This is a genomic window from Aeromicrobium sp. (assembly GCF_050700635.1).
Lineage (GTDB): Bacteria > Actinomycetota > Actinomycetes > Propionibacteriales > Nocardioidaceae > Aeromicrobium.
The window spans coordinates 1-21,634 of the sequence record NZ_JBOHDT010000056.1 but is presented as its reverse complement, the minus strand read 5'-3'; the positions used below and the strand labels follow the sequence as shown (position 1 = coordinate 21,634).

The window sequence follows — 21,634 nt, the reverse complement described above, 5'->3', positions numbered from 1 at the left end:
CACAGGAGGGCAACCCCGGCCGGGCCCTGAACTGTCGGTCGACGGCGTTGGCGTCGACGCATGTCGACACTCATCCTGGTCCACGGTTTCTGGCTCCACGCGTCCTCCTGGGACGCGGTGACACCCGCGCTGCGTGCGGCCGGCCACGACGTGCGGGCCGTCATCCTGCCCGGCACGGAGTCACGCGGAGCCGATCAGTCGTCGATCGGCCTGAGCGACCATGTGGCCGCGGTCCTCGAGGCGGTCGACTCGTCCGACGGTCGGGTCGTGCTGGTGGGCAGCAGCTTCGCCGGCAAGCTCCTACAGATCGTCACGGACGAACGCCCGGACGACGTCGAGCTGGCCGTCTACGTCGACGCCCTTCCGAAGCCGATGAGTGCGGAGCCCGGTGACGAACCAGCAGGAGCCGACCTCAACTTCGACTGGGACGAGTTCACCCCGGACGAGCAGCGCGACCTCACCGCAGACGTGCGCCGCAGCATCGAGGGTGACGCCGTCCCGTTCCCGGCGAAGGCCGTCCGTGACGGCTGAACCCTGCACGACAACCGGCGCTACCGGGTGCGCAGCCTGGTCGTCGCCTCCGGCTTCTCGCGCACCGTCCTCGACGAGTGGCGGCGTGACTACCCCGACGTGGCCGATGAGCTCGACCGCTATGACGACCTCACGATCTTCGAGCTGCCCACCAGCCACTGGCTGCACCTCACCAAGCCGAACGAGCTGGCCCGGGCCATCCTCGACGCCGTGTGAACGGTTCCGGCCCGGGGCCGGAGCGCGACGCCTACGCTGACCTCACCCGTCCCGGACCGGAGCTCGCATGCCACTCTCACCGACACCCAGGCGCGTCCTCACCGTTCTGGGCGCCGTGGCAGCCGTCGCGGCGACGATCGGGTTGGGCATCGTGGTCGGACGCTCCGGCGGTCCCGTCGATGCCGCCGGCACCGGCGACTCGCTGTACCCGGACATCGGGACGTCGGCCTACGACGTCGATCACTACGCCATTGATCTCACCTACGCAGACGGTGGCGAGGTCAAGGCCCGCACCACGATCAGGGCGAACACCACCACCCCGCTCTCGTCGTTCGAGCTGGACTTCGTCGGCCTGGAGGTCGACGAGATCACCGTCGACGGATCGCCGGCGGACGTCGACCACACGAGGGAGAAGGTCACGATCACTCCGGAGGCACCTGTCGAGGGCACGTTCACCACCGTCGTCGACTACCACGGCACGCCGAAGGCCTTCGAGGGTGAAGGCTGGCTGCCCACCGAAGGCGGAGCGACGGTGATGTCCGAGCCGATCGGGGCGATGTCGTGGTTCCCGAACAACAACACGCCCACCGACAAGGCCACCTTCGACATCGAGCTCACGGTGCCCGACGAGCTCGCCGCCGCCTCGAACGGCGTGCTCGCCTCGAAACGCTCCGGCAAGGACGGCACGACCTGGGTGTGGGAGCAGCCCGTGCCGATGGCGACCTACCTCGCGATGGTCTCCATCGGCGAGTACCAGGTGTTCAAGTCCTCGATGAAGCTGGCGGACGGCCGCACCCTGCCGATCTGGTCGTTCATCGACCGGTCGTTCGGACCGCTCAAGAAGGAACGCCGGCAGCTCAAGGAAGCGATCCGGCTCGGAGAGCGGCTGTACGGTCCGTATCCCAGCGCCGGCGGCGGGCTCGTCGTGGAGGACATCAGCGGCAGCGGCGGCGCGCTCGAGACGCAAGATCGCGCGGTCTACGACGGTGTCCCGCCCGCGGAGATCATCATGCACGAGACGGCGCACCAGTGGTTCGGCAACTCCGTCGGACTCGACGACTGGGGCGACATCTGGCTCAACGAGGGTTTCGCCACGCATGCGGAGTGGTCGTGGGAGGCCGACCACGACGGCGACTCCACGGCCGAGCAGCTCAGGTCGAACTACGAGGGCATGGACGAGCAGGACCCCTTCTGGAGCCTGCCGCCGGCCGATCTCGGTGTGGCCACCAACCTGTTCAGCTGGCCGGTCTACCTGCGCGGCGCCATGACCCTCGAAGCGCTGCGACAGGACATCGGGACCGACGACTTCGCCACTCTGGTCACCACCTGGACGGAGCGACACCGAGCCGACAACGCCACGACCAAGGACTTCATTGCGCTGGCCGAGAAGATCTCGGGCGACGACCTGGACGCCTTCTTCGAAGCCTGGCTCTACACACCGGAGCGGCCCGTCCTCGAACCTTGAGCCCTACAGCGTCGCGAGCCAGTTGCGCAGGAGCGCGGCGCCGGCGTCGCCGGACTTCTCCGGGTGGAACTGCGTGGCCCACAGCGGTCCGTGCTCCACGGCAGACACGAAACGATCTGCCTCGTAGTCGGTCCAGGTGACCAAGGGGGTCGGGAACGGCGGGGTGGCCTGCAGGACCCAGTCGCGCACGCCGTAGGAGTGCACGAAGTAGAACCGCTCGTCGGTGATGTCGGCGAACATCCGAGACCCCTCGTCCGGGTCGACGGTGTTCCAGCCCATGTGCGGCACGATCGGCGCCCGCAGCCGCTCCACCGTGCCGGGCCACTCGCCGCACCCCTCCGTGCGGACGCCGTGCTCGATGCCCTCGGCGAACAGTACCTGCATGCCCACGCAGATGCCGAGCACCGGCCGGGACGCGATGAGACGACGCTCGATGATGCGGTCGCCGCCCACCGACAGCAGGCCTCTCATGCACGCCTCGAAGGCACCCACGCCCGGGACCACGAGGCCGTCGGCGTTCTCGGCCACGGACGGCTCCGACGTCAGGGTCACCTCGGCGCCGGCACGCTCGACCGCACGCACGGCCGAACGGAGGTTGCCTGACCCGTAGTCGAGGACCGCGACGCGCGGTCGAGCCACTACAGCGCACCCTTGGTCGACGGGATGCCGGACTCGCGCGGGTCGATGGCGACGGCGTCACGCAGGGCGCGGGCCACGGCCTTGAACTGCGCCTCGGCGATGTGGTGCGGGTCGCGACCATCGATGAGCCGCACGTGCAGGGTGATGGCGGCGTGCTGCGCGATCGACTCCAGCACGTGACCGGTCAACGAACCCGAGTACTGGCCGCCGATGATGGCGGTGACCTGACGCTCCGGCTCGCCAGTGTGCGCGAAGTACGGACGGCCCGAGACGTCGACGACGGCCTGGGCGATGGCCTCGTCGAGCGGTACCACCGCGTCGCCGTAGCGGCGGATGCCGACCTTGTCGCCGAGGGCCTCGCGCAGTGCCTCGCCAATGCAGATGGCGGTGTCCTCGACGGTGTGGTGGGCGTCGATGTGCAGATCGCCCTCGGCTCTCACCGTGAGGTCGATGAGCGAGTGCCGCGACAGCGCCGTGAGCATGTGGTCGTAGAAGCCCACGCCCGTGGAGATGTCGTGCGTGCCTGAGCCGTCGAGATCCAGCTCGACGACGACGTGCGACTCGGACGTCTTCCGCTCGATGCGAGACGTTCTCGTCATGCTGTGACCTCCTCGAGTGCCTGGTAGAACTGCGCCATCTCGGCCGGTGTGCCCACGGACACGCGCAGCCATCCTTCGGGTCCAGTCTCCCGTATCAGCACCCCACGGTCGACCAGCCCCTGCCAGACGGCGTGGCGATCGGGAAACCGGCCGAACAGCACGAAGTTGGCGTCGGAGTCCGCGACCTCGTGTCCGCGGGCGCGCAACCAGGCGGCCAGGTCGTCGCGAGCCACCCGCAGCTCGTCGACGCGAGCGAGCAGCTCGGCCGAGTTACGCAGTGCCGCCAGCGCCGTGGCCTGCGACACCGCGGACAGGTGGTACGGGAGTCGGACGATGCGCAGCGCGTCGATGATCGAGGCGTCCGCGGCGAGGTAGCCGAGACGGCCGCCGGCCAGCGCGAACGCCTTGCTCATCGTCCGGGAGACCAGCAGACGGGGATGGTCGTCGAGCAGCTCCAGCGCGGTCGGGGTTCCGGCGCGGCGGAACTCGGAATAGGCCTCGTCGATCACGACCACCCCCGGTGCCACGTCGAGCACGGCCTTGACGGTGTCGAGCGGAAGCGCGGTGCCGGTGGGGTTGTTCGGCGAGGCGAGCAGCACCACGTCCGGCTGCTCGTCACCGATGAGCGTCACCGCACGATCGACGCCGACGGTGAAGTCGTCCTCGCGCTGCCCGGTGACCCACTGTGTGTGGGTGTCGCGCGCGTACTCGGGGTACATCGAGTACGTCGGAGCGAACGACACCGCCGTACGACCCGGCCCCCCGAACGCCTGGAGAACGTGGAGCATGACCTCGTTCGAGCCGTTGGCCGCCCAGATGCGCTCGGCCGTGAGTCCGTGCCCGAGGTAGCCGGCCAGGGCGTCACGCAGTTCGCTCGCCTCCCGATCGGGGTATCGGTTGAGTGTCGAAGTCGCGTCAGTGACCGCTCTGGTGATGGCCGCAACGGTCTCGGGGCCGGGCGGATAAGGGTTCTCGTTGACGTTGAGGTTGATGACGTCACGGATCTGCGGGGCGCCGTACGGCTCGAGCTCGCGGAGCTCGTCGCGCAACGGCACCCAGTCGGGGAGGGGGAACACGTCACTCCCCTTCTCGTTCGGTGCGCGCCCTCACGGCCGCGGCGTGCGACGGAAGATCTTCTGCGGCGGACAGCGAATTGACGTGATCGCCGACGTCGCGCAGCGCCTGTTCGGTGTACGTGACGACCTGCACGTTCTTGCAGAACGCACGAACCGAGAGGCCGGAGGAGTGACGCGCACTGCTCGCCGTGGGCAGCACGTGGTTGGAGCCCGCAACGTAGTCGCCCAGGGAGACCGGCGTGTGCGGGCCGACGAAGATCGCGCCGGCATTGTCGATGCGACCCGCCACGTCGTAGGCGTCGTCGGTGTGGATCTCGAGGTGCTCGGCCGCGTACTCGTTGGCGACGTCGACGGCGTGGTCGATGTCGCGGACGAGAACGATGGCCGACTGCCGGCCGCCGAGTGCCGTGCGGATGCGTTCGGTGTGCTTCGCGGCCGGCACCTGTCGTTCGAGCTCGGCCTCCACGGCGTCCGCGAGCGCCTCACTGTCGGTGACGAGGACACTGGCGGCCATCGGGTCGTGCTCGGCCTGGCTGATCAGGTCGGCGGCGACGAACACGGCGTCGGCGGTGTCGTCGGCGATGATCGCGATCTCAGTGGGTCCGGCTTCGCTGTCGATCGCCACCGTGCCCTGCAGGTACCGCTTCGCCGCCGCGACGTAGATGTTCCCGGGCCCGGTGACGAGGTCAACGGGCTCGACCGATCCGCCGGTGGCCGTCGTGCCGTAGGCCAGCATCGCGAGCGCCTGCGCGCCGCCGGCGGCGTAGACCTCGTCGATGCCGAGGATCGAGCAGGCGGCAAGGATCGTTGGATGCGGCAACCCGTTCGCCTCGGGCTGTGGCGGTGACGCCAGGGCGATCGAGCCCACCCCGGCGACCTGAGCGGGAACCGCGTTCATCACCACAGTGCTGACCAGCGGCGCAAGTCCGCCGGGAACGTACAGACCGGCCCGCGACATGGGCACGATGCGACGCTCCACGGTGGCGCCGTCGGCCACCTCGGTGACAACCGTCTGCTCGAGCTCGGCCTCGCAGGTGCGACGCAGCCGCGCGATCGACATCTCGAGACCGGCCCGGACGTCGGTGTCGAGCGCTTCGGCCGCGCGGTTCAGCTCGGCAGGGTCGACGCGCAGCGCGGTCGGGCGGACGTGGTCGAACCGTTCGCCGTACTCGAGCACGGCTTCCTCCCCGCGCACGCGAACGTCCTCACACAGGGGCGCGACGACCTCCAGGGCGTGCTTCACGTCGCGCTGAGCCCGTGGCAGCACCCCGTCTTCATGACGCAGGTCGAGTCGTCGGATCACGGGCGTAGTCTACGGAGGCCTCGAGACGTCCTCGCTCCGGTCGAGCCAGGCCGCGAGCAGAAGGCCGGCCAGCGCGAACATCGGCCACACCAGGAAAGGTGCCACCGCGTCGATCGCGAGCTGGGCGGGTAGTCGATCACCGATCGACAGGTTGTCCGCGGCGTCCCGAGGATCGGAGGGACCGAGCGCGACGCCCACCCGCCACGCGATGAGACCAGCGACACCCGCAACGACAGCGAAGACTGGGACAAGCCGCCAACCGATGTCGCGCAGCACATGCCCGGCGATCGAGCCCCAACCGAAGCACAGCACGACACCGATCAGGACGAACACCACGATCACCGCGAACTGAGCACGGACCTCGCCCTCGGAGCGGACCAGACCCAGCTCGGTGAACTCCCACTCCCCCGGCTCAGCCAGCCAGAACCAGATCAGGCCCCCCACGACACCCAGCCCGAGCATGACCGCGGACCACCAGACGACGCGCATCATGGCGAGCACCGGTTCACGACAGACAATGGGGCCCCAGCAGCTCCTTGAGGTCGGCGATGAGAGCCGACGAAGGCTTGACCCGCAGCGAGTCGTCGAGTCGCATCGCCTTCGTGCCGTCGTTGCCGACCAGACGGAGATGAACCTCGGTGACGCCCGGATGGGCAGCAAGCACCTGCTTGAACTTGCCGACGGTGTCGCTCGTGCAGCGGGCGACCGGCAGGCTGACGACGATCGGGGCATCGGCCGCTCCAGCGCTCATCGCGGGCATGGTGACCTCGAGCGCGGTGACGTCGAGGCCGTCGTCGCCACGGCGAAGCCGACCCTTGATGACCACGACGGTGTCGGGCGCGAGGGCTGGTGCGGCGAGCTGGTAGGCCGCCGGGAACACCAGCACGTCGAGCGCACCTTCGAGATCCTCGACCGTGACCGTGGCCCAGGTGTCGCCCTTGCGGCTGAGCTTGCGCTGGACGCCGGTGATGAGCCCGCAGAGCCGCACCGTGCTGCCGTCGGACCTCTCGGCGTCGGACAGCAGCTGGCCGATCGTGCAGTCGCTGCTGGCGCGGAGGACGTGCTCGAGTCCGAGCAGCGGGTGGTCGGAGACGTACAGCCCCAGCATGTCGCGCTCGAACGCGAGCAGCTGGGTCTTCTCCCACTCCGGCATCGTCGGGACCGTGACGGAGACCCCGGTGAACGCGTCGTCGAGGCCGCCGAACAGCGAGTCCTGGCCGATGGCGGCGTTGCGCTTGAGGTCGATGTACTGGTCGACGGCGTCCTCGGCGATGGTCGTGAGGGCACGGCGCTGATGGCCGAGTGAGTCGAAGGCACCGGCCTTGATGAGCGAGTCGAGGACCCGCTTGTTGCACACGTGGGTGGGCACCTTGTCGAGGAAGTCGGTGAAGTCGGTGTACGCGCCGCCCTCCTCGCGTCCGGCCACGACGCCGGCCACGACGTTGTCGCCGACGTTGCGGATGGCCGACAGCCCGAATCTGATGTCGTCGCCGACGGAGGTGAAGTTGGCCGACGACTCGTTGACGTCGGGCGGCAGGACCTGGATGCCCAGGCGACGACACTCGTTGAGGTAGATGGCCGACTTGTCCTTGTCGCCCTTGACGCTCGTGAGCAGCGCCGCCATGAACTCGGCCGGGTAGTGCGCCTTGAGGTAGGCCGTCCAGTACGACAGCACACCGTACGAAGCCGAGTGCGCCTTGTTGAACGCGTAGTCGGCGAACGGGACCAAGGTGTCCCACAACGCCTTGGTGGCCGGGTCGGAGTAGCCGTGCGCCGCCATGCCCTCGGAGAACGGCACGTACTCCTTCTGCAGGACCTCGGCCTTCTTCTTGCCCATCGCCCGACGCAGGTTGTCGGCCTGTCCGAGCGTGAACCCGGCGAGGTCCTGCGCGATCTGCATGACCTGCTCCTGGTAGACGATCAGGCCGTACGTGGTGCCCAGGATCTTCTCCAGCGGCTCGGCGAGCTCGGGATGGATTGGCTTGATCTCCTGCTTGCCGGTCTTGCGCTTGGCGTAGTTGGTGTGGCTGTCGGCGCCCATCGGCCCGGGACGGTACAGGGCGATGACGGCGGAGATGTCCTCGAAGTTGTCGGGCTGCATGGCGCGCAGCAGCTGCCGCATCGGCCCACCGTCGAGCTGGAAGACGCCGAGAGTGTCCCCACGTCCGAGCAGCGCGTACGTATCGGCGTCGTCGTACGGGAGCTCTTCGAGCACCAGGTCGAGGTCGCGGTTGGCCTTGATGTTGTCGACGGCGTCGTCGAGCACCGTGAGGTTGCGCAGCCCGAGGAAGTCCATCTTGACCAGCCCGAGCGCCTCGCACATCGGGTAGTCGAACTGCGTGATGATCGCGCCGTCCTGCTCGCGCTTCATGATCGGCACGATGTCGAGCAGCGGCTCGCTGCTCATGATCACGCCGGCGGCGTGCACGCCCCATTGGCGGATCTGGCCCTCGAGACCCACGGCGGTATCGTAGATCTTGCGGACCTCGACGTCGTTCTCGTGCAGCTCGCGGAAGTCCTTGCCGTCGCTGTAGCGCTTGTGGGCGGAGTCGAAGAGATCCTTCAACGCGACACCCTTGCCCATGACGTCGGCCGGCAGGGCCTTGGTGATGCGCTCGCCGGTCGAGAACGGGTAGTCGAGGACGCGGTTGGCGTCCTTGATGGCGGCCTTGGACTTGAGACGTCCGAACGTGGCGATCATCGCGACTCGCTCCGAGCCGTACTTGTTGCTGACGTACTGGATGACCTCGGCCCGCCGACGCTCGTCGAAGTCGATGTCGAAGTCGGGCATGGACGGGCGCTCGGGGTTGAGGAACCGCTCGAAGATCAGGCCGTGCTGCAGCGGGCAGAGGTCGGTGATGCGGAGCGCATACGCAGCGATGGAACCGGCACCGGAGCCTCGGCCGGGCCCGACGCGGATGTCGCGGTCCTTGGCCCAGTTGATGAAGTCGGCCACGACCAGGTAGTAGCCGCAGTAGCCCTTGTCGCGGATAACCTGCAGCTCCATCTCGGTACGGTCACGCACCTCGTCGGAGAGCGGGGGGCCGTATCGGGCCTCGACGCCACGCCAGACCTCCTCGACGAACCAGGACTCCTCGGTGTGGCCGGCCGGCACATCGGCGCGTGCCATGTAGCCACCGTTGGACTCGGCGAACTCGACCTGGCACCGCTCGGCGATGAGTAGCGTATTGTCGCACGCCTCCTTGAGGTCGTGCTTGTCCTCCCAGAGCGAGCGCATTTCCTCGGCGGACTTGATGTAGTAGCCGTCGCCCTCGAACTTCATCCGCTTCGGGTCGGAGATGGTGGTGCCGAGGCCGACGCACAGCAGGGCGTCGTGGGCCTCGCGGTCGTTGGCGTGCACGTAGTGCGAGTCGTTGGTGGCGATGACCGGGAGGTCGAGGTCTGTGCGGAGCCGCAGCAGGCCGTCGCGGACGCGGGTCTCGATGTCGAGACCATGGTCCATCAGCTCGAGGTAGAAGTTCTCCTTGCCGAAGATGTCCTGGAACTCAGCCGCGGACGCCCGCGCCTTCTCGTAGCTGCCGATGCGCAGCCAGGTCTGGATCTCACCGGACGGGCAGCCGGTGGTGCCGATCAGGCCCCGGGAGTACTCGTGCAGCAGCTCACGGTCGGCACGCGGCTTGTAGTAGTAGCCCTCGAGGCTGGAGCGCGACGACAGCCGGAACAGGTTGTGCATGCCCTCGGTGGTCTCGGCGAGCAGCGTCATGTGGGTGAAGGCGCCACCACCGGAGACGTCGTCGTCGCCGCCCTTGTTCCACTGCACCCGCTTCTTCTCACTGCGGTGGGTGTCGGGCGTGAGATAGGCCTCCATGCCGATGATCGGCTTGACCCCCACCTCGCGCGCTTTCGCGTAGAAGCCGTAGGCGCCGTGGACGTTGCCGTGGTCGGTCATCGCGATGGCCGGCATGCCCAGCTCGGCGGTGCGATCGAATAGCGGGTCGAGCAGCGCGGCGCCGTCGAGCATCGAGTATTCGGTGTGCACGTGCAGGTGCACGAAGGACGAATCGCTCGACACGACGCGGGGCCTCCTCAGGCGATCGGGGGGAAGGAGTGACTGGGGACTTTCAGCCTAATCGAGGGCCCTGACGTGATGGCGGAGACGCGCTGTATCTCACGCCTGCCGGTAGGTGCTGAGGAACGTGCCGAGGCGCTGGATGGCCTCGGCGAGGTCGCGCGCCCACGGCAGCGTGACGATGCGCAGGTGGTCCGGATCGGGCCAGTTGAAGCCCGTGCCCTGGGTGAGCAGGATCTTCTCGCTCAGCAACAGATCGAGCACGAGCTGCTGGTCGTCCCTGATCGGGTAGACCTCCGGGTCGAGCCGCGGGAACACGTACAGCGCGCCCTTGGGCTCGACGACGCTGATGCCCGGGATCTTGCGCAGCTCGGCCACCGCGGTGTCGCGCTGCTCCAGCAGGCGTCCGCCGGGGAGGATCAGCTCCTTGATGCTCTGGTAGCCGCCGAGCGCCACCTGGATGGCGTTCTGCGCGGGCACGTTCGGGCACAGCCGCATCGACGCCAGCAGCGTGATGCCCTCGAGGTAGTCGCGCGCATTCTCCAGCGGCCCGGTGACGACCACCCACCCGGCCCGATAGCCGCAGACTCGGTAGGCCTTCGACAGTCCGTTGAACGTCAGCGTCAAGACGTCCTCGGCCACGCTCGCCAGCGGCACATGCTCGGCGTCGTCGTACAGGACCTTGTCGTAGATCTCGTCGGCCATCAGCACGAGGCCGTGCCGGCGGGCGAGATCGGCGATGCCGACGAGTGTCTCCCGCGAGTAGACCGCGCCGGTGGGGTTGTTCGGGTTGATGACGACGATCACCTTGGTGCGGTCGGTGATCTTGGACTCGAGGTCGTCGAGGTCCGGATTCCAGTCGCTGGACTCGTCGCAGCGGTAGTGCACGGGGACGCCGCCGGCGAGGTTGGTGACGGCGGTCCACAGCGGGTAGTCGGGGATCGGGATGAGCACCTCGTCGCCGTTGTCGAGCAGCGCCTGCAGCGCGAGCGAGATGAGCTCGGAGACACCGTTGCCCAGCCAGACGTCGTCGATCTCGATCGACGGGAAGCCGTCCTGCAGCTGGTAGTGGTGCACGATGGCACGACGCGCGGACTGGATGCCGCGCGAGTCGGAGTAGCCCTGCGCGGTGGGCAGTCCGGCGATGACGTCCTGCAGGATCTCGGCAGGTGCGTCGAACCCGAACGGCGCGGGGTTGCCGATGTTCAGCTTGAGGATCCGGTGGCCTTCGGCCTCCAGGGCGGCGGCTCGCGCGCTGACTGGTCCGCGGATGTCGTACAGGACATCGCGCAGCTTCCCAGACTGTCGAACTGCCTGGCGCTCGGTCGAGGACATGCCCGCATTCTCCCAGACCGTCCTCAGCGGCCGAGCGACTCCACGGTCTCGGCGATCGGGAGGGCGGCGAGCACGGAGCCCGGGAGCAGGAGCTTGGAGCGGCGGACGCCCGAGCCGATGACCAGCACCGACGCGCCCGCGACGGCGGCGTCGACGAGGACGCGCCAGTCGTCCGGGAGCCCGATCGGGGTGATGCCGCCGTACTCCATGCCGGTGCGCTCGACCGCGTCATCACGCGCGAGGAACGTCGCCTTGCGGACGTCGAGCCGGCGACGCACGACGTTGTTGACGTCGGCGCGCGTCGTGGCGAGCACCATGCAGGCCGCGACCCGTTCGACGCCCTCCCGCTTCCCGGCGACGACCACGCAGTTGGCGAGAGTCTCCGGCGGCAGCCCGTAGGCCTCCTGGTTGAGCGCGGTGTCGGAGAGCTCGGGATCGATCTCCACCACGCCGACTGCGTCGAGCAGGCTCAGCCGCTCGAGCGCGGCCAGCGTGGGCGCACCGACAAGCTCGGGAGCCGAGCCGACCGGCACCGAGGTGAGCCGTCCGACGGTGAAGGTCCCCATCAGTCGAGGCCGCGCACCGCGTCGAGCGCGTGCTGGAGGTCGTCGGGGTATGGCGACTCGAACTCCACCCACTCCCCCGTTCTCGGGTGCTCGAAGCCCAGGTGGACCGCGTGCAGCCACTGACGCTCCAGGCCGAGCCGGTCGGCCAACGTGGGGTCGGCGCCGTACTGCAGGTCGCCGACGCACGGGTGCTTGAGCGCGCTCATGTGCACGCGGATCTGGTGGGTGCGGCCGGTCTCGAGCTTGATGACGAGCAGGCTCGCGTAGTGGTGCGCCTCGAGCGTGTCGTAGTGGGTGATGCTCGACCGACCGTCGGCGCGCACTGTGAACTTGAAGTCGTGCTTGGGGTGACGGGCGATCGGCGCATCAATGGTTCCGGTGTGCGGATCGGGATGGCCCTGCACGAGCGCGTGGTACGTCTTGTCGACCGACCGGGTGCGGAACGCCTGCTTGAGAACCGTGTATGCGTGCTCGGACTTCGCGATGGTCATCAGGCCGCTGGTGCCGACGTCGAGTCGTTGGACGACACCCTGGCGTTCGCCCGCTCCCGACGTCGAGATCCGGATCCCGCTGGCCGCCAGGCCACCCAGGACCGTCGGGCCGGTCCACCCCACGCTCGGATGAGCGGCGATCCCGACCGGCTTGTCGACGACCACGATGTCGTCGTCCTGGAACACGATGTCCATTCCCTCGACCCGCTCGGCCACGACCGCGACGGCGCGTGGCGCGGGAATGGACGCCTCGATGATCGAGCCGGGGTGGACTCGTTCCGACTTCTGCGGCGGGTGGCCGTCGAGCATGACCAGTCCGTCGGCCACGAGCTCGCTCGCCCGCGTGCGCGACAGGCCGAGCAGCCGGGCCAGGGCGATGTCGACCCGCTCCCCGGCCAGCCCCTCCGGGACGGACAACACCTTGTGGTCGAGCCCGCTCATCGCGAACCGTCCAGGGCGACCCCGCGCCAGGTTCGCAGGATGATGGTGATCGCAGCGAACGTCAGGGCGATGTCGGCCACGTTGAAGACCGGCCAGTGGGTCAGGTGCAGGAAGTCGACGACGTGGCCACGCAACGGCCCGGGTTCACGCAGAATGCGGTCGGTGAGGTTGCCGAGGGCCCCACCGAGCAGCAGGCCGAGGCCGAGTGCCCAGACGCGGTCGCGCAGCTTCGAGGCGAGCCTGACGACGACGACACAGACGACGAGGGCCACGAGGCTGAGCAGCAACGTGAAGCCGGTTCCGGTGCTGAACGCGGCGCCGGCGTTGCGGGTGAGCGTCAGCCAGAGGACGTTCGGGACGAGGACGACCGACTCGCCGGGATCGAGCCAGGCGACGGCCGCGACCTTGGTGACCTGGTCGAGGGCCCAGACCGACACGGCGACCAACCCGAACAGACCCACCGCTGCGCCGGAGGCGCGGACCTGGCCGGATTCGGAACTCAGCGACGCTCCTCGCGCTGCTTGCACGTCATGCACAGCGTCGCGCGGGGGAAGGCCATGAGGCGTCCCTTGCCGATGGGTTCGCCGCACGACTCGCAGTGCCCGTAGGTGCCGTTGTCGAGGCGTGCGAGCGCCTTCTCGGTCTGCAGCAGGAGCTCGCGCTGGTTCGCGGCGAGCGACATCTCAGCGTCGCGCTCGAGGCTGGTGGAGCCGACGTCGGCCTGGTCGTTACCCGCTCCGTCGACGCCGTCACGCAGGAGATCCTGCAGCTCCTTCGCGGATAGATCGAGTTCTTTGCGCAGCCGGACGAGGTCCTCCTCCAGCTCCGCACGAACGGCCTTCTTCTCTGCGGCGGTCCAGGGTTTCTCGTCCGCGCGCACGGCCAGGGTGGTCTTTGGCATGCCGGGACAGTAGACCCGCGGATAGACGATTGGCAACTCTCCCGCGCCGAAGGCACAAACTGGTACCGCCGTAGACTTCCGCGTGTGACCTCGACCGATGCCTCGCGGCCTGAATACCGACCCGTCCCGGCTCATGTGGACCTCCCCCAGCTCGAGCGGGAGGTCATGCAGATGTGGGCCGAGCAAGGCACGTTCGAGGCGACGCTGAAGGCCACCGAGGACGCACCACGCTGGACGTTCTACGAGGGTCCACCGACCGCCAACGGCATGCCCGGGACCCACCACGTCGAGGCGCGGACCTTCAAGGACGTCTTCCCGCGCTTCAAGACGATGCAGGGATTCCACGTCGAGCGAAAGGCCGGGTGGGACTGCCACGGGCTCCCGGTCGAGATCGCGGTCGAGAAGGAGCTCGGTTTCAACGGCAAGCCCGACATCGAGGTCTTCGGCATCGCCGAGTTCAACGACAAGTGCCGCGAGTCGGTCATGCGCCACGTCGATGCCTGGGAGGGCATGACCGACCGCATGGGCTATTGGACCGACATGTCCGATCCCTATCGCACGATGGACCCGGCCTACGTCGAGAGCGTCTGGTGGGGGCTGTCGCAGATCTTCGACAAGGGCCTGCTGGTCGAGGACTTCCGGGTCGCCCCCTACTGCCCGCGCTGCGGCACCACGCTGTCCGACCACGAGCTCGCGCAGGGCTACGAGACCATCACCGACCCGTCCATCTACGTCCGGCTCCCCCTCACCTCCGGCCCGTACGCGGGGGGTGTGTCATTGCTCATCTGGACCACCACACCCTGGACGCTGGTCTCCAACGCCCTCGTGGCCGCCAAGGAGGACGTCAGCTACGTCACCGCCACCAACGGCACCGAGACGCTCGTGGTCGCCGAGGCACTCGTCGAGTCCGCACTCGGAGACGGCTGGACGATCGGGGACACCTTCACCGGGGCCGACATGGTCGGCTGGACGTACGAGCGGCCCTTCGAGATCGTCGAGTGGCCGGCACCGGAGGCGCACTTCGTGGTCACCGAGGACTACGTCACCACGACCGATGGCACCGGCCTCGTGCACCAGTCGCCTGCATTCGGTGAGGACGACTTCGCGTCGGTGCGGCGCAACGGCATCGCGATGGTCAACCCGATCGACGAGGCGGGTCATTTCGAGGAGGGACTCGATCTCGTCGGCGGCGCGTTCTTCCGCGATGCCAACGACGCACTGCTCACCGACCTCACCCAGCGCGAACTGCTGTTCCACCAGGAGCCATTCGAGCACTCCTACCCGCACTGCTGGCGATGCCACACGCCACTCATGTACTACGCGTTGCCGGCCTGGTACATCCGAACGACCCTCGTCAAGGACGAGCTGCTGGCGCAGAACGAGGCGACCGACTGGTATCCCGGCACCATCAAGCACGGACGCTACGGCGACTGGCTGAACAACAACATCGACTGGGCGCTGTCGCGCAACCGTTACTGGGGAACGCCGCTCCCCATCTGGCGCAACGACGAAGATCCGTCACGGATGATCTGCGTCGACTCCCTCGCGAGGCTCGCCGAGCTCACCGGTCGCGACCTCTCAGACCTCGATCCGCACCGCCCGTTCATCGACGAGGTCACGTTCGAGGTCGACGGTGAGCCCGGCACCTACCGTCGGGTGCCGGAGGTCATCGACGCCTGGTTCGACTCCGGCGCCATGCCATTCGCGCAGTGGGGCTACCCGCACGCACCCGGCTCGGTCGAAAAGTTCGAGCGCGCCTACCCGGCGCAGTACATCTGCGAGGCCATCGACCAGACCCGCGGGTGGTTCTACTCGCTCATGGCGGTCGGAACCCTGGTGTTCGACCGCAGCTCGTACGAGTCGGTGGTGTGCCTCGGCCACATCCTGGCCGAGGACGGCCGCAAGATGAGCAAGCACCTCGGCAACATCCTGCTGCCGATGCCCCTCATGGACGAGCACGGCGCCGATGCTCTGCGCTGGTTCATGGCCTGCTCCGGATCACCGTTGTCGGCCCGCCGCATCGGCCACAACGCGCTCTCGGAGATCGTCCGCAAGGTGCTCCTCACGTACTGGAACACCGTCGCGTTCCACGTCCTCTATGCCCGCTCGGAGGGGTGGTCGCCGATCGACGAGGCAAGCGTGCCCCCGGTCGCCGAGCGCGAGGTGCTCGACCGCTGGCTCCTCTCGGAGCTGAACACGCTCGTCGGCGGCGTCACGGCGGCGCTCGAGCGGTTCGACACCCAGGACGCCGGCGCCCGCATCGCCCGGTTCGTCGACGACCTCTCCAACTGGTATGTCCGGCGAAGCCGACGCCGGTTCTGGCGCGGCGACGTCGCGGCGTTCGCCACGCTGCACGAGACGATCGACGTCCTGACCCGGCTGCTGGCGCCGCTCACGCCGTTCATCGCCGAGCGCGTCTGGCAGGACGTCATCGCGCCCGTCACCCCAGGCGCCCCGTCATCGGTGCACCTCGCGAGCTGGCCCGACGTCGATGCCGATCTGGTGGTCGACGGACTCGCCGAGCAGGTCGACCTTGCCCGTCGCGTCACCGAGCTCGGCAGGGCGGCCCGCGCCGAGGCCAAGGTCCGCACCCGCCAGCCGCTGCGCCGGGCGCTCGTCGGCTCCTCGGCCTGGTCACGACTCGGTGACGAGCTGCGCGCCCAGGTCTGCGAGGAGCTCAACATCGGATCGTTGGAGTCGCTGGCGAACGCCGGTGGCGACCTCGTCGACCACTCTGCCAAGGGAAACTTCCGCGCCCTCGGCAAGCGGTTCGCCCAGGACACCCCGAAGGTCGCTGCCGCCATCGCCAGCGCGGACGCCCACGCACTCGCCGAGTCCCTGGGCTCGACCGGCTCGGCGGTCGTGCAGGTCGACGGTCAATCCGTCGAGCTCGGTCCCGACGACGTCATCGTCGCGGAACGACCGCGTGAAGGCTGGTCGGTCGTCAACGACCAGGGCGAGACGGTCGCGCTCGATCTCGAGCTCGACGACGAGCTGCGTCGCGCCGGCCTCGCCCGCGAGATCGTCCGCGCCGTGCAGGAGGCGCGCAAGGCGTCCGGCCTGGAGATCACCGACCGCATCAGCCTGCGCTGGACCGGAGTCGAGAACGTGGCCGCGGCGCTGCGCGAGCATGCCGACGAGATCGCCGACGAGGTGCTCGCGGTCGACCTCACTGAGGATGAGTCCGCAGCCGACCACGGCGACGACGACCTCGGGCTGCGATTCTCGCTCACCAAGGCGTGAGAGCACACGAAAGAGCCGCCACCCATCGGTGACGGCTCTCCCGGAGAGCGTGGCTCAGATGGAGCTGGCGTCGTCGTCGCCGAGCAGCGACCGGAGACGACGCGGTGAGGCGTCGGCCGGCGTGTGCACCGGCTCGGAGCTCGTCTTCTCGTTGGCCGCGAGCTGGTCGAGCTGGCTCTGGAAGTAGTTCTTGAGCCGCGCCCGGTACTCACGCTCGTAGGCACGCAGGTGCTCGACCTCGCGCTGGAGCTCGTAACGCTCGCGCTCGATCGTGGCCACCGCCTGCTGACGACGCTCGTTGGTCTCGTCGTCGAGCTTCTGCGCGCGGATGCGGGCATCGGTCTCGAGACGATCGGCCTTGCCACGCGACTCGTTGGAGATGCGCTCGGCCTTCGCGCGGGCCTCGCCGACGATGCGGTCGGCTTCGTCCTTCGCCTGCTCCATGAGCTGGTCGGCGTTGGAGGAGGCGATCTCGAGCAGACGGGCCGCGGCTACGGACGCGTCGCCCATGGTCGGCGACGTGGCGACAGCCGGGGGCACGGACGACAGCGCAGGTGTCGGGACCGGCGTCGGCTCGGGCTCCGGCTCCGGCTCGGGCTTCGCCTGGATGGCGGGCTGTGGGGCTGGCTCTTGAACGGGCGTGGGGATCAGACCGGTCGGCTCACCTGACGATGCGGCGGCGACCTTGGCGCGAAGCTCGTCGTTCTCGACGGTCAGTCGTTCGAGCTCGGCCTCGACCTCGTCGAGGAACTGGTCGACCTCGCCCATGTCGTAACCCTCGCGGAGACGAACCGGAGTGAAGCGCTTGTTGCGCACGTCCTCGGGCGTCAGCGGCATGAGTACACCTCGTGATTTCGGTTGGTCGAAAACTCTGTAGTGGCCCACGGTACTCCGTGGCTCTTCATATCGCCCACGCTAGCCCCCGTCCCTGATGTGATGAGGCGCACTCCCTCGTTCCGGCACGGCTAGAACATCGTCCGTTCGACGATGATCTGGATCACATAGATGCCGATCAGCAAGATCATCGGGGAAAGATCGAGGGCCGCCCCACCGAGGCGGATCGGCGGGATGACGCCGCGGACCGCGCGCAGCGGCGGGTCCGTGATCGAGTAGATGGCCTCGCACAGTGCGGCTACCGCCCCCTGGGGCCGCCACGAGCGCGCGAGCAGCTGAACCCAGTCGAGAACGAAGCGCGCGAGCAGGAGGACGATGGCCACCCACAGGACGAAGAGGATGACACTGCCGACTACCTGCATGCGTCAACTCTGGTCGTAGAAGCCGCCCGCGGCAATTCGCTGCCGATCTTCGTCGGAAACCTCCACGTCGGCCGGCGAGAGGAGGAACACCTTGGCGGTGACACGGTTGATCGAACCGTGCACGGCGAAGACTAGGCCGGCGGCGAAGTCGACCAGGCGCTTGGCGTCGTTGTCATCGATCTCGGAGAGGTTCATGATGACCGGCACACCGGCGCGGTAGTGCTCACCGATCGTGCGCGCGTCGTTGTAGGTGCGAGGGGTGACCTTCTCGATGCGGGAGAGGTCGGAGCGCGGTGTGTCAGTGGCTCGCGGCGACCGGCTGTACGGATCGCCTCGCGAGTCGCGACGCTCGTCTGGGCGCTCGCCGCGACGGTGCTCCTCGATGTTCGACACGGTTGTGGGCCGGACGACCGCAGGGCGCCGTTCGGGCTCGCGCTTGACCGGCACGGGCTTCGAGGGCTCGTCGTCGTAGTCGTCGTCGAAGTCGGCCTGCTCGACCAGGCCGAGGTACTCGCCTACTTTTCGCATTGCGCCAGCCATGAGGGTCTCCGTCGTCGATCCGTGCCAGAAATGACACCTGTGACATTACCGGAGCGCAGGCCGCTCCCCGAGGATCGAACGGCCGACGCGCAGGTGTGTCGCGCCGGCCCGCACGGCATCCTCGAAGTCCTCACTCATGCCCGCCGAGATGACCCGGGCGCCCGGATGGTCCGACTGAAGCCGGCCGGCGAGGGCGACGAGGTCGTCGAACACCGGACGCGGATCGACGCCGAGCGGCGCCACAGTCATGACCCCGTCGAGACGCAGGTGGGAATCATCAGCGAGCATGTCCGAGAGCTCGACGACGGCTGACGGATCGGCACCGGATCGATGTGATGCGTCCTGCTCGTAGCCGACCTGCACGAGACACCCGAGCTCACGCCCGGCCGCCTCTGCCCCGCGGGAGAGGGACCGAGCGAGCTTGAGCCGGTCGACGCTCTGCACGACGTCGGCGTAGCGCGCCACCGCGCCGGCTTTGTTCGTCTGCAACCCGCCGACGAAGTGGCGGCGGATCTGGTGCGTCACCTCGGCCCACTTGTCCTGGGCCTCGGGATGGCGGTTCTCGCCGAAGTCTGCGATGCCGAGCTCGGCCAGCAGGTCGACATCCGACGCGGGGTACGTCTTGGCGACGACGATGAGGGTGATCTCGGCGCGGGAGCGTCCGGCGTCCGCGCACGCGGCGCCGATGCGTTCCTCGATCGCCTCAAGGTTGGCGGCCAGCTCGTCGCGGCGACGGCTCGCGGTGTCATTCATCGGCGACCCGCAGCACGGCGAAGGCAGCGAAGCGTCCACTGGCGTCGCCCTCTCGGCGATAGGAGAAGAGGCGCTCGTCCTCCACGGTGCAGAGGTCGGCACCCACGTCGTGCACCACGACCTCGCGAGCGGACAGCTGGGCCACCACGCCGGCACCGATGTCAGCGGCCGGGGTGCCCCAGGACGTGGTCGACCTGGCTTCGGGCACCGCGTCCGCCACCGCCGCTGCCATGGCGGCGGGAAGCTCGTAGCAATGGCCGCAGACACGCGGACCCACCCATGCCTCGATACGGGTGGCACCACGCTCGCGCAACGCGTCGACCGCGCCCGGGACGACACCGGACACGAGTCCCTGACGACCGCTGTGGACGACGCCGACGAGCTGCTCGTCAGGGACCGCCAGGACAACCGGGACGCAGTCGGCGACCCGCACCAGCAGGCCGAGCCCGACGACGTCGGTGAGCAAGGCGTCGGCCTTCGGCTGGGTGCCGGCGATGTCGACCCAGACGACGTCGTTGCCATGCACCTGGTGCATGGTGGCCAAGGCGTCGACCCCGGCTGCGCGAGCCACCTCGCCGAGTGTGTCGTCGACCGCGGCCGTGCTCAGGTCGATCGAGCGATCGGTGAAGGCCAGCTCGATCGAGCCGCACGCGTCACGCAGGAGGAACACACCGCGACGCTAGCCCACCCGCTCAGCGCAGGAAGTCGGGGATGTCGAGGTCGTCGCCGTACTCGGTGGTCGGCGGATCGGCTGGGACGGTGACCGGTTGCGGTCCGTCGATCAGCGGGTCGGGCGAGAGGAACGACTCGGCGGTGGGCGGTGTCGCAACCGGGGTGTCCTTGAGCAGGGCCGGCTGCGAGGCGTCACGCACCTTGGGTTCGCCGCCGTCGAAACCGGCGGCGATGACGGTGACCCGCACCTCATCGCCCAGGGCGTCGTCGATGACGGCGCCGAAGATGATGTTGGCTTCCTCGTGCACGGCGTCCGCGACCAGCCCGGCAGCCTCGTTGATCTCGAACAGGCCGAGGTCGGAGCCGCCGGCGATCGACAGCAGCACCCCGCGGGCGCCCTCGATGGAGGCTTCGAGCAGCGGGCTGGAGACCGCCATCTCGGCAGCCACCGCGGCACGTTGCTCGCCGCGTGCGGACCCGATGCCCATGAGGGCCGAGCCGGCGTCGGACATGACCGACTTGACGTCCGCGAAGTCGAGGTTGATCAGGCCGGGGGTGGTGATGAGGTCGGTGATGCCCGACACGCCCTGGTGCAGCACCTGGTCGGCCTGGCGGAACGAGTCGAGGAGGCTGACGTTCGGATCGCTGATCGAGAGCAGCCGGTCGTTGGGGATGACGATGAGTGTGTCGACCTCCTCACGCAGTCCCTGGATGCCGGTGTCGGCCTGGTTCGAGCGGTTGCGCCCCTCGAACGTGAACGGGCGGGTGACGACGCCGATGGTGAGGGCGCCCAGCGAGCGGGCGATACGGGCCACGACGGGGGCGCCGCCGGTTCCGGTGCCGCCACCCTCGCCAGCGGTGACGAAGACCATGTCGGCGCCCTTGATGGCCGCTTCGATCTCCTCGGCGTGGTCCTCGGCCGCGCGCTTGCCGATCTCGGGATTGGCCCCGGCTCCGAGGCCGCGGGTGGAGTCGCGACCGACGTCGAGCTTGACGTCGGCGTCGCTCATGAGGAGTGCCTGCGCGTCGGTGTTGATCGCGATGAACTCGACGCCCTTCAGCCCGACCTCGATCATCCGGTTGACGGCGTTGACGCCGCCCCCGCCGATGCCGACGACCTTGATCACGGCGAGGTAGTTCTGAACCGCCATGGTGCGTCCCTTCGCTGTGTTGCATCCTGATTGGGCCCGAACTCTAACCCTGAGGTGGAGGGTTATAGTTATGTCAAGTAGTTGTTGGAGATGACGTTACGGTCGCGCGTCCCGGCTCCGGCGGCGACACGCCGGACTCAGGGGGCGTCTCCCTGTTCCGATCCGGGTTCGCGCGGCGTCGCATCTCGCCTGGCAGCGTTATCGTCGGTCGCCGCACAAACCCAGTGCGCCTCCCTCCTCTGCCTTGCCAGCCGAGCGCGACACCACGCGCCCCTCGAACCGGAGTAGAGAGACACCCCCTAGCCTCGATGTTTCGTGAGCCGTGCTGAGCGGTGACCTCGGTCGGCCGTTGTGTGACTGGGTGTGCTGGACGTGGGTGTCTCCCGGCGCTGTGTTCGCCGGTTCTCCGGTGTCCTCGGTCGTGGT

Annotated in this window: 20 protein-coding genes and 1 pseudogene; 4 read left to right on the top strand and 17 right to left on the bottom strand. The window is 68.5% G+C overall.

Translation table 11 applies throughout. From position 1 onward, the window contains the following. Positions 1-60 precede the first annotated feature (60 nt). The 3 genes from ACRDPN_RS04040 (at position 61) to ACRDPN_RS04030 (ending at position 2,212) form a co-directional block, all read left to right on the top strand. Positions 61-531, top strand: coding sequence for an alpha/beta fold hydrolase (locus ACRDPN_RS04040; RefSeq protein WP_431446055.1), 471 nt, complete (start codon positions 61-63; stop codon positions 529-531). Between the two features lie 27 nt (positions 532-558). After that, positions 559-747 carry a hypothetical protein gene (locus tag ACRDPN_RS04035; protein ID WP_431446054.1) on the top strand — a complete coding sequence of 63 codons (189 nt, stop codon included), beginning with the start codon at positions 559-561 and terminating at the stop codon, positions 745-747. Between the two features lie 67 nt (positions 748-814). Continuing rightward, a complete protein-coding gene (locus ACRDPN_RS04030) occupies positions 815-2,212 on the top strand; it encodes a M1 family metallopeptidase (RefSeq protein WP_431446053.1) in 1,398 nt (465 codons plus the stop codon). Between the two features lie 3 nt (positions 2,213-2,215). Here the strand turns inward: ACRDPN_RS04030 and hisH are convergent, their stop codons facing one another. From hisH to ACRDPN_RS03975, 11 genes are all read right to left on the bottom strand, one after another. Next, positions 2,216-2,851, bottom strand: a complete 636-nt coding sequence (gene hisH / locus ACRDPN_RS04025) for an imidazole glycerol phosphate synthase subunit HisH (protein ID WP_431446052.1) — start codon at positions 2,849-2,851, stop codon at positions 2,216-2,218. Further along, positions 2,851-3,450, bottom strand: coding sequence for an imidazoleglycerol-phosphate dehydratase HisB (hisB, locus tag ACRDPN_RS04020; protein WP_431446051.1), 600 nt, complete (start codon positions 3,448-3,450; stop codon positions 2,851-2,853). The genes hisH and hisB overlap by 1 nt, the downstream gene beginning before the upstream one ends. After that, on the bottom strand, positions 3,447-4,526 hold the full coding sequence (locus ACRDPN_RS04015) for a histidinol-phosphate transaminase (RefSeq protein WP_431446050.1): 1,080 nt from the start codon (positions 4,524-4,526) through the stop codon (positions 3,447-3,449). Before ACRDPN_RS04015 ends, hisB begins: the two co-directional genes overlap by 4 nt. A 1-nt stretch (position 4,527) precedes the next feature. After that, entirely contained in the window at positions 4,528-5,829 is a 1,302-nt protein-coding gene (gene hisD / locus ACRDPN_RS04010) for a histidinol dehydrogenase (RefSeq protein WP_431446049.1), read from the bottom strand. A 9-nt stretch (positions 5,830-5,838) separates the two neighbouring features. After that, positions 5,839-6,321 (bottom strand): hypothetical protein, encoded by a 483-nt coding sequence (locus ACRDPN_RS04005; protein WP_431446048.1) that lies wholly within the window; start codon positions 6,319-6,321, stop codon positions 5,839-5,841. A gap of 13 nt (positions 6,322-6,334) precedes the next feature. Then, a complete protein-coding gene (gene dnaE, locus ACRDPN_RS04000; RefSeq protein ID WP_431446047.1) occupies positions 6,335-9,862 on the bottom strand; it encodes a DNA polymerase III subunit alpha in 3,528 nt (1,175 codons plus the stop codon). A 96-nt stretch (positions 9,863-9,958) separates the two neighbouring features. Next, positions 9,959-11,194 carry a pyridoxal phosphate-dependent aminotransferase gene (locus ACRDPN_RS03995; RefSeq protein ID WP_431446045.1) on the bottom strand — a complete coding sequence of 412 codons (1,236 nt, stop codon included), beginning with the start codon at positions 11,192-11,194 and terminating at the stop codon, positions 9,959-9,961. Between the two features lie 23 nt (positions 11,195-11,217). Next, positions 11,218-11,760 carry a YbaK/EbsC family protein gene (locus tag ACRDPN_RS03990; RefSeq protein WP_431446044.1) on the bottom strand — a complete coding sequence of 181 codons (543 nt, stop codon included), beginning with the start codon at positions 11,758-11,760 and terminating at the stop codon, positions 11,218-11,220. Continuing rightward, positions 11,760-12,692, bottom strand: a complete 933-nt coding sequence (locus ACRDPN_RS03985; RefSeq protein ID WP_431446043.1) for an RluA family pseudouridine synthase — start codon at positions 12,690-12,692, stop codon at positions 11,760-11,762. Before ACRDPN_RS03985 ends, ACRDPN_RS03990 begins: the two co-directional genes overlap by 1 nt. After that, complete coding sequence (gene lspA, locus ACRDPN_RS03980) at positions 12,689-13,153, bottom strand: signal peptidase II (RefSeq protein ID WP_431446079.1); 465 nt, start codon at positions 13,151-13,153, stop codon at positions 12,689-12,691. Before lspA ends, ACRDPN_RS03985 begins: the two co-directional genes overlap by 4 nt. A 38-nt stretch (positions 13,154-13,191) precedes the next feature. Further along, entirely contained in the window at positions 13,192-13,593 is a 402-nt protein-coding gene (locus ACRDPN_RS03975) for a TraR/DksA family transcriptional regulator (protein WP_431446042.1), read from the bottom strand. Positions 13,594-13,677: 84 nt separating this feature from the next. Here ACRDPN_RS03975 and ileS point away from each other — a divergent pair, with 84 nt between their 5' ends. Next, on the top strand, positions 13,678-16,836 hold the full coding sequence (gene ileS / locus ACRDPN_RS03970) for an isoleucine--tRNA ligase (RefSeq protein WP_431446041.1): 3,159 nt from the start codon (positions 13,678-13,680) through the stop codon (positions 16,834-16,836). A gap of 54 nt (positions 16,837-16,890) precedes the next feature. Here the strand turns inward: ileS and ACRDPN_RS03965 are convergent, their stop codons facing one another. The 6 genes and pseudogenes from ACRDPN_RS03965 to ftsZ form a co-directional block, all read right to left on the bottom strand. Beyond that, positions 16,891-17,673 carry a DivIVA domain-containing protein gene (locus ACRDPN_RS03965; RefSeq protein ID WP_431446040.1) on the bottom strand — a complete coding sequence of 261 codons (783 nt, stop codon included), beginning with the start codon at positions 17,671-17,673 and terminating at the stop codon, positions 16,891-16,893. 128 nt (positions 17,674-17,801) lie between these two features. Continuing rightward, positions 17,802-18,092, bottom strand: a complete 291-nt coding sequence (locus ACRDPN_RS03960; protein ID WP_431446038.1) for a YggT family protein — start codon at positions 18,090-18,092, stop codon at positions 17,802-17,804. Between the two features lie 3 nt (positions 18,093-18,095). Beyond that, positions 18,096-18,620, bottom strand: a complete 525-nt coding sequence (locus tag ACRDPN_RS03955) for a cell division protein SepF (RefSeq protein WP_431446037.1) — start codon at positions 18,618-18,620, stop codon at positions 18,096-18,098. A gap of 57 nt (positions 18,621-18,677) precedes the next feature. Continuing rightward, positions 18,678-19,385 (bottom strand): YggS family pyridoxal phosphate-dependent enzyme, encoded by a 708-nt coding sequence (locus ACRDPN_RS03950; protein WP_431446036.1) that lies wholly within the window; start codon positions 19,383-19,385, stop codon positions 18,678-18,680. Further along, positions 19,378-20,055, bottom strand: coding sequence for a polyphenol oxidase family protein (locus ACRDPN_RS03945; RefSeq protein ID WP_431446035.1), 678 nt, complete (start codon positions 20,053-20,055; stop codon positions 19,378-19,380). Before ACRDPN_RS03945 ends, ACRDPN_RS03950 begins: the two co-directional genes overlap by 8 nt. Positions 20,056-20,232: 177 nt before the next feature. After that, positions 20,233-21,208, bottom strand: a pseudogene (ftsZ, locus tag ACRDPN_RS03940) (cell division protein FtsZ); the annotation flags it as partial. Positions 21,209-21,634: the final 426 nt, after the last annotated feature.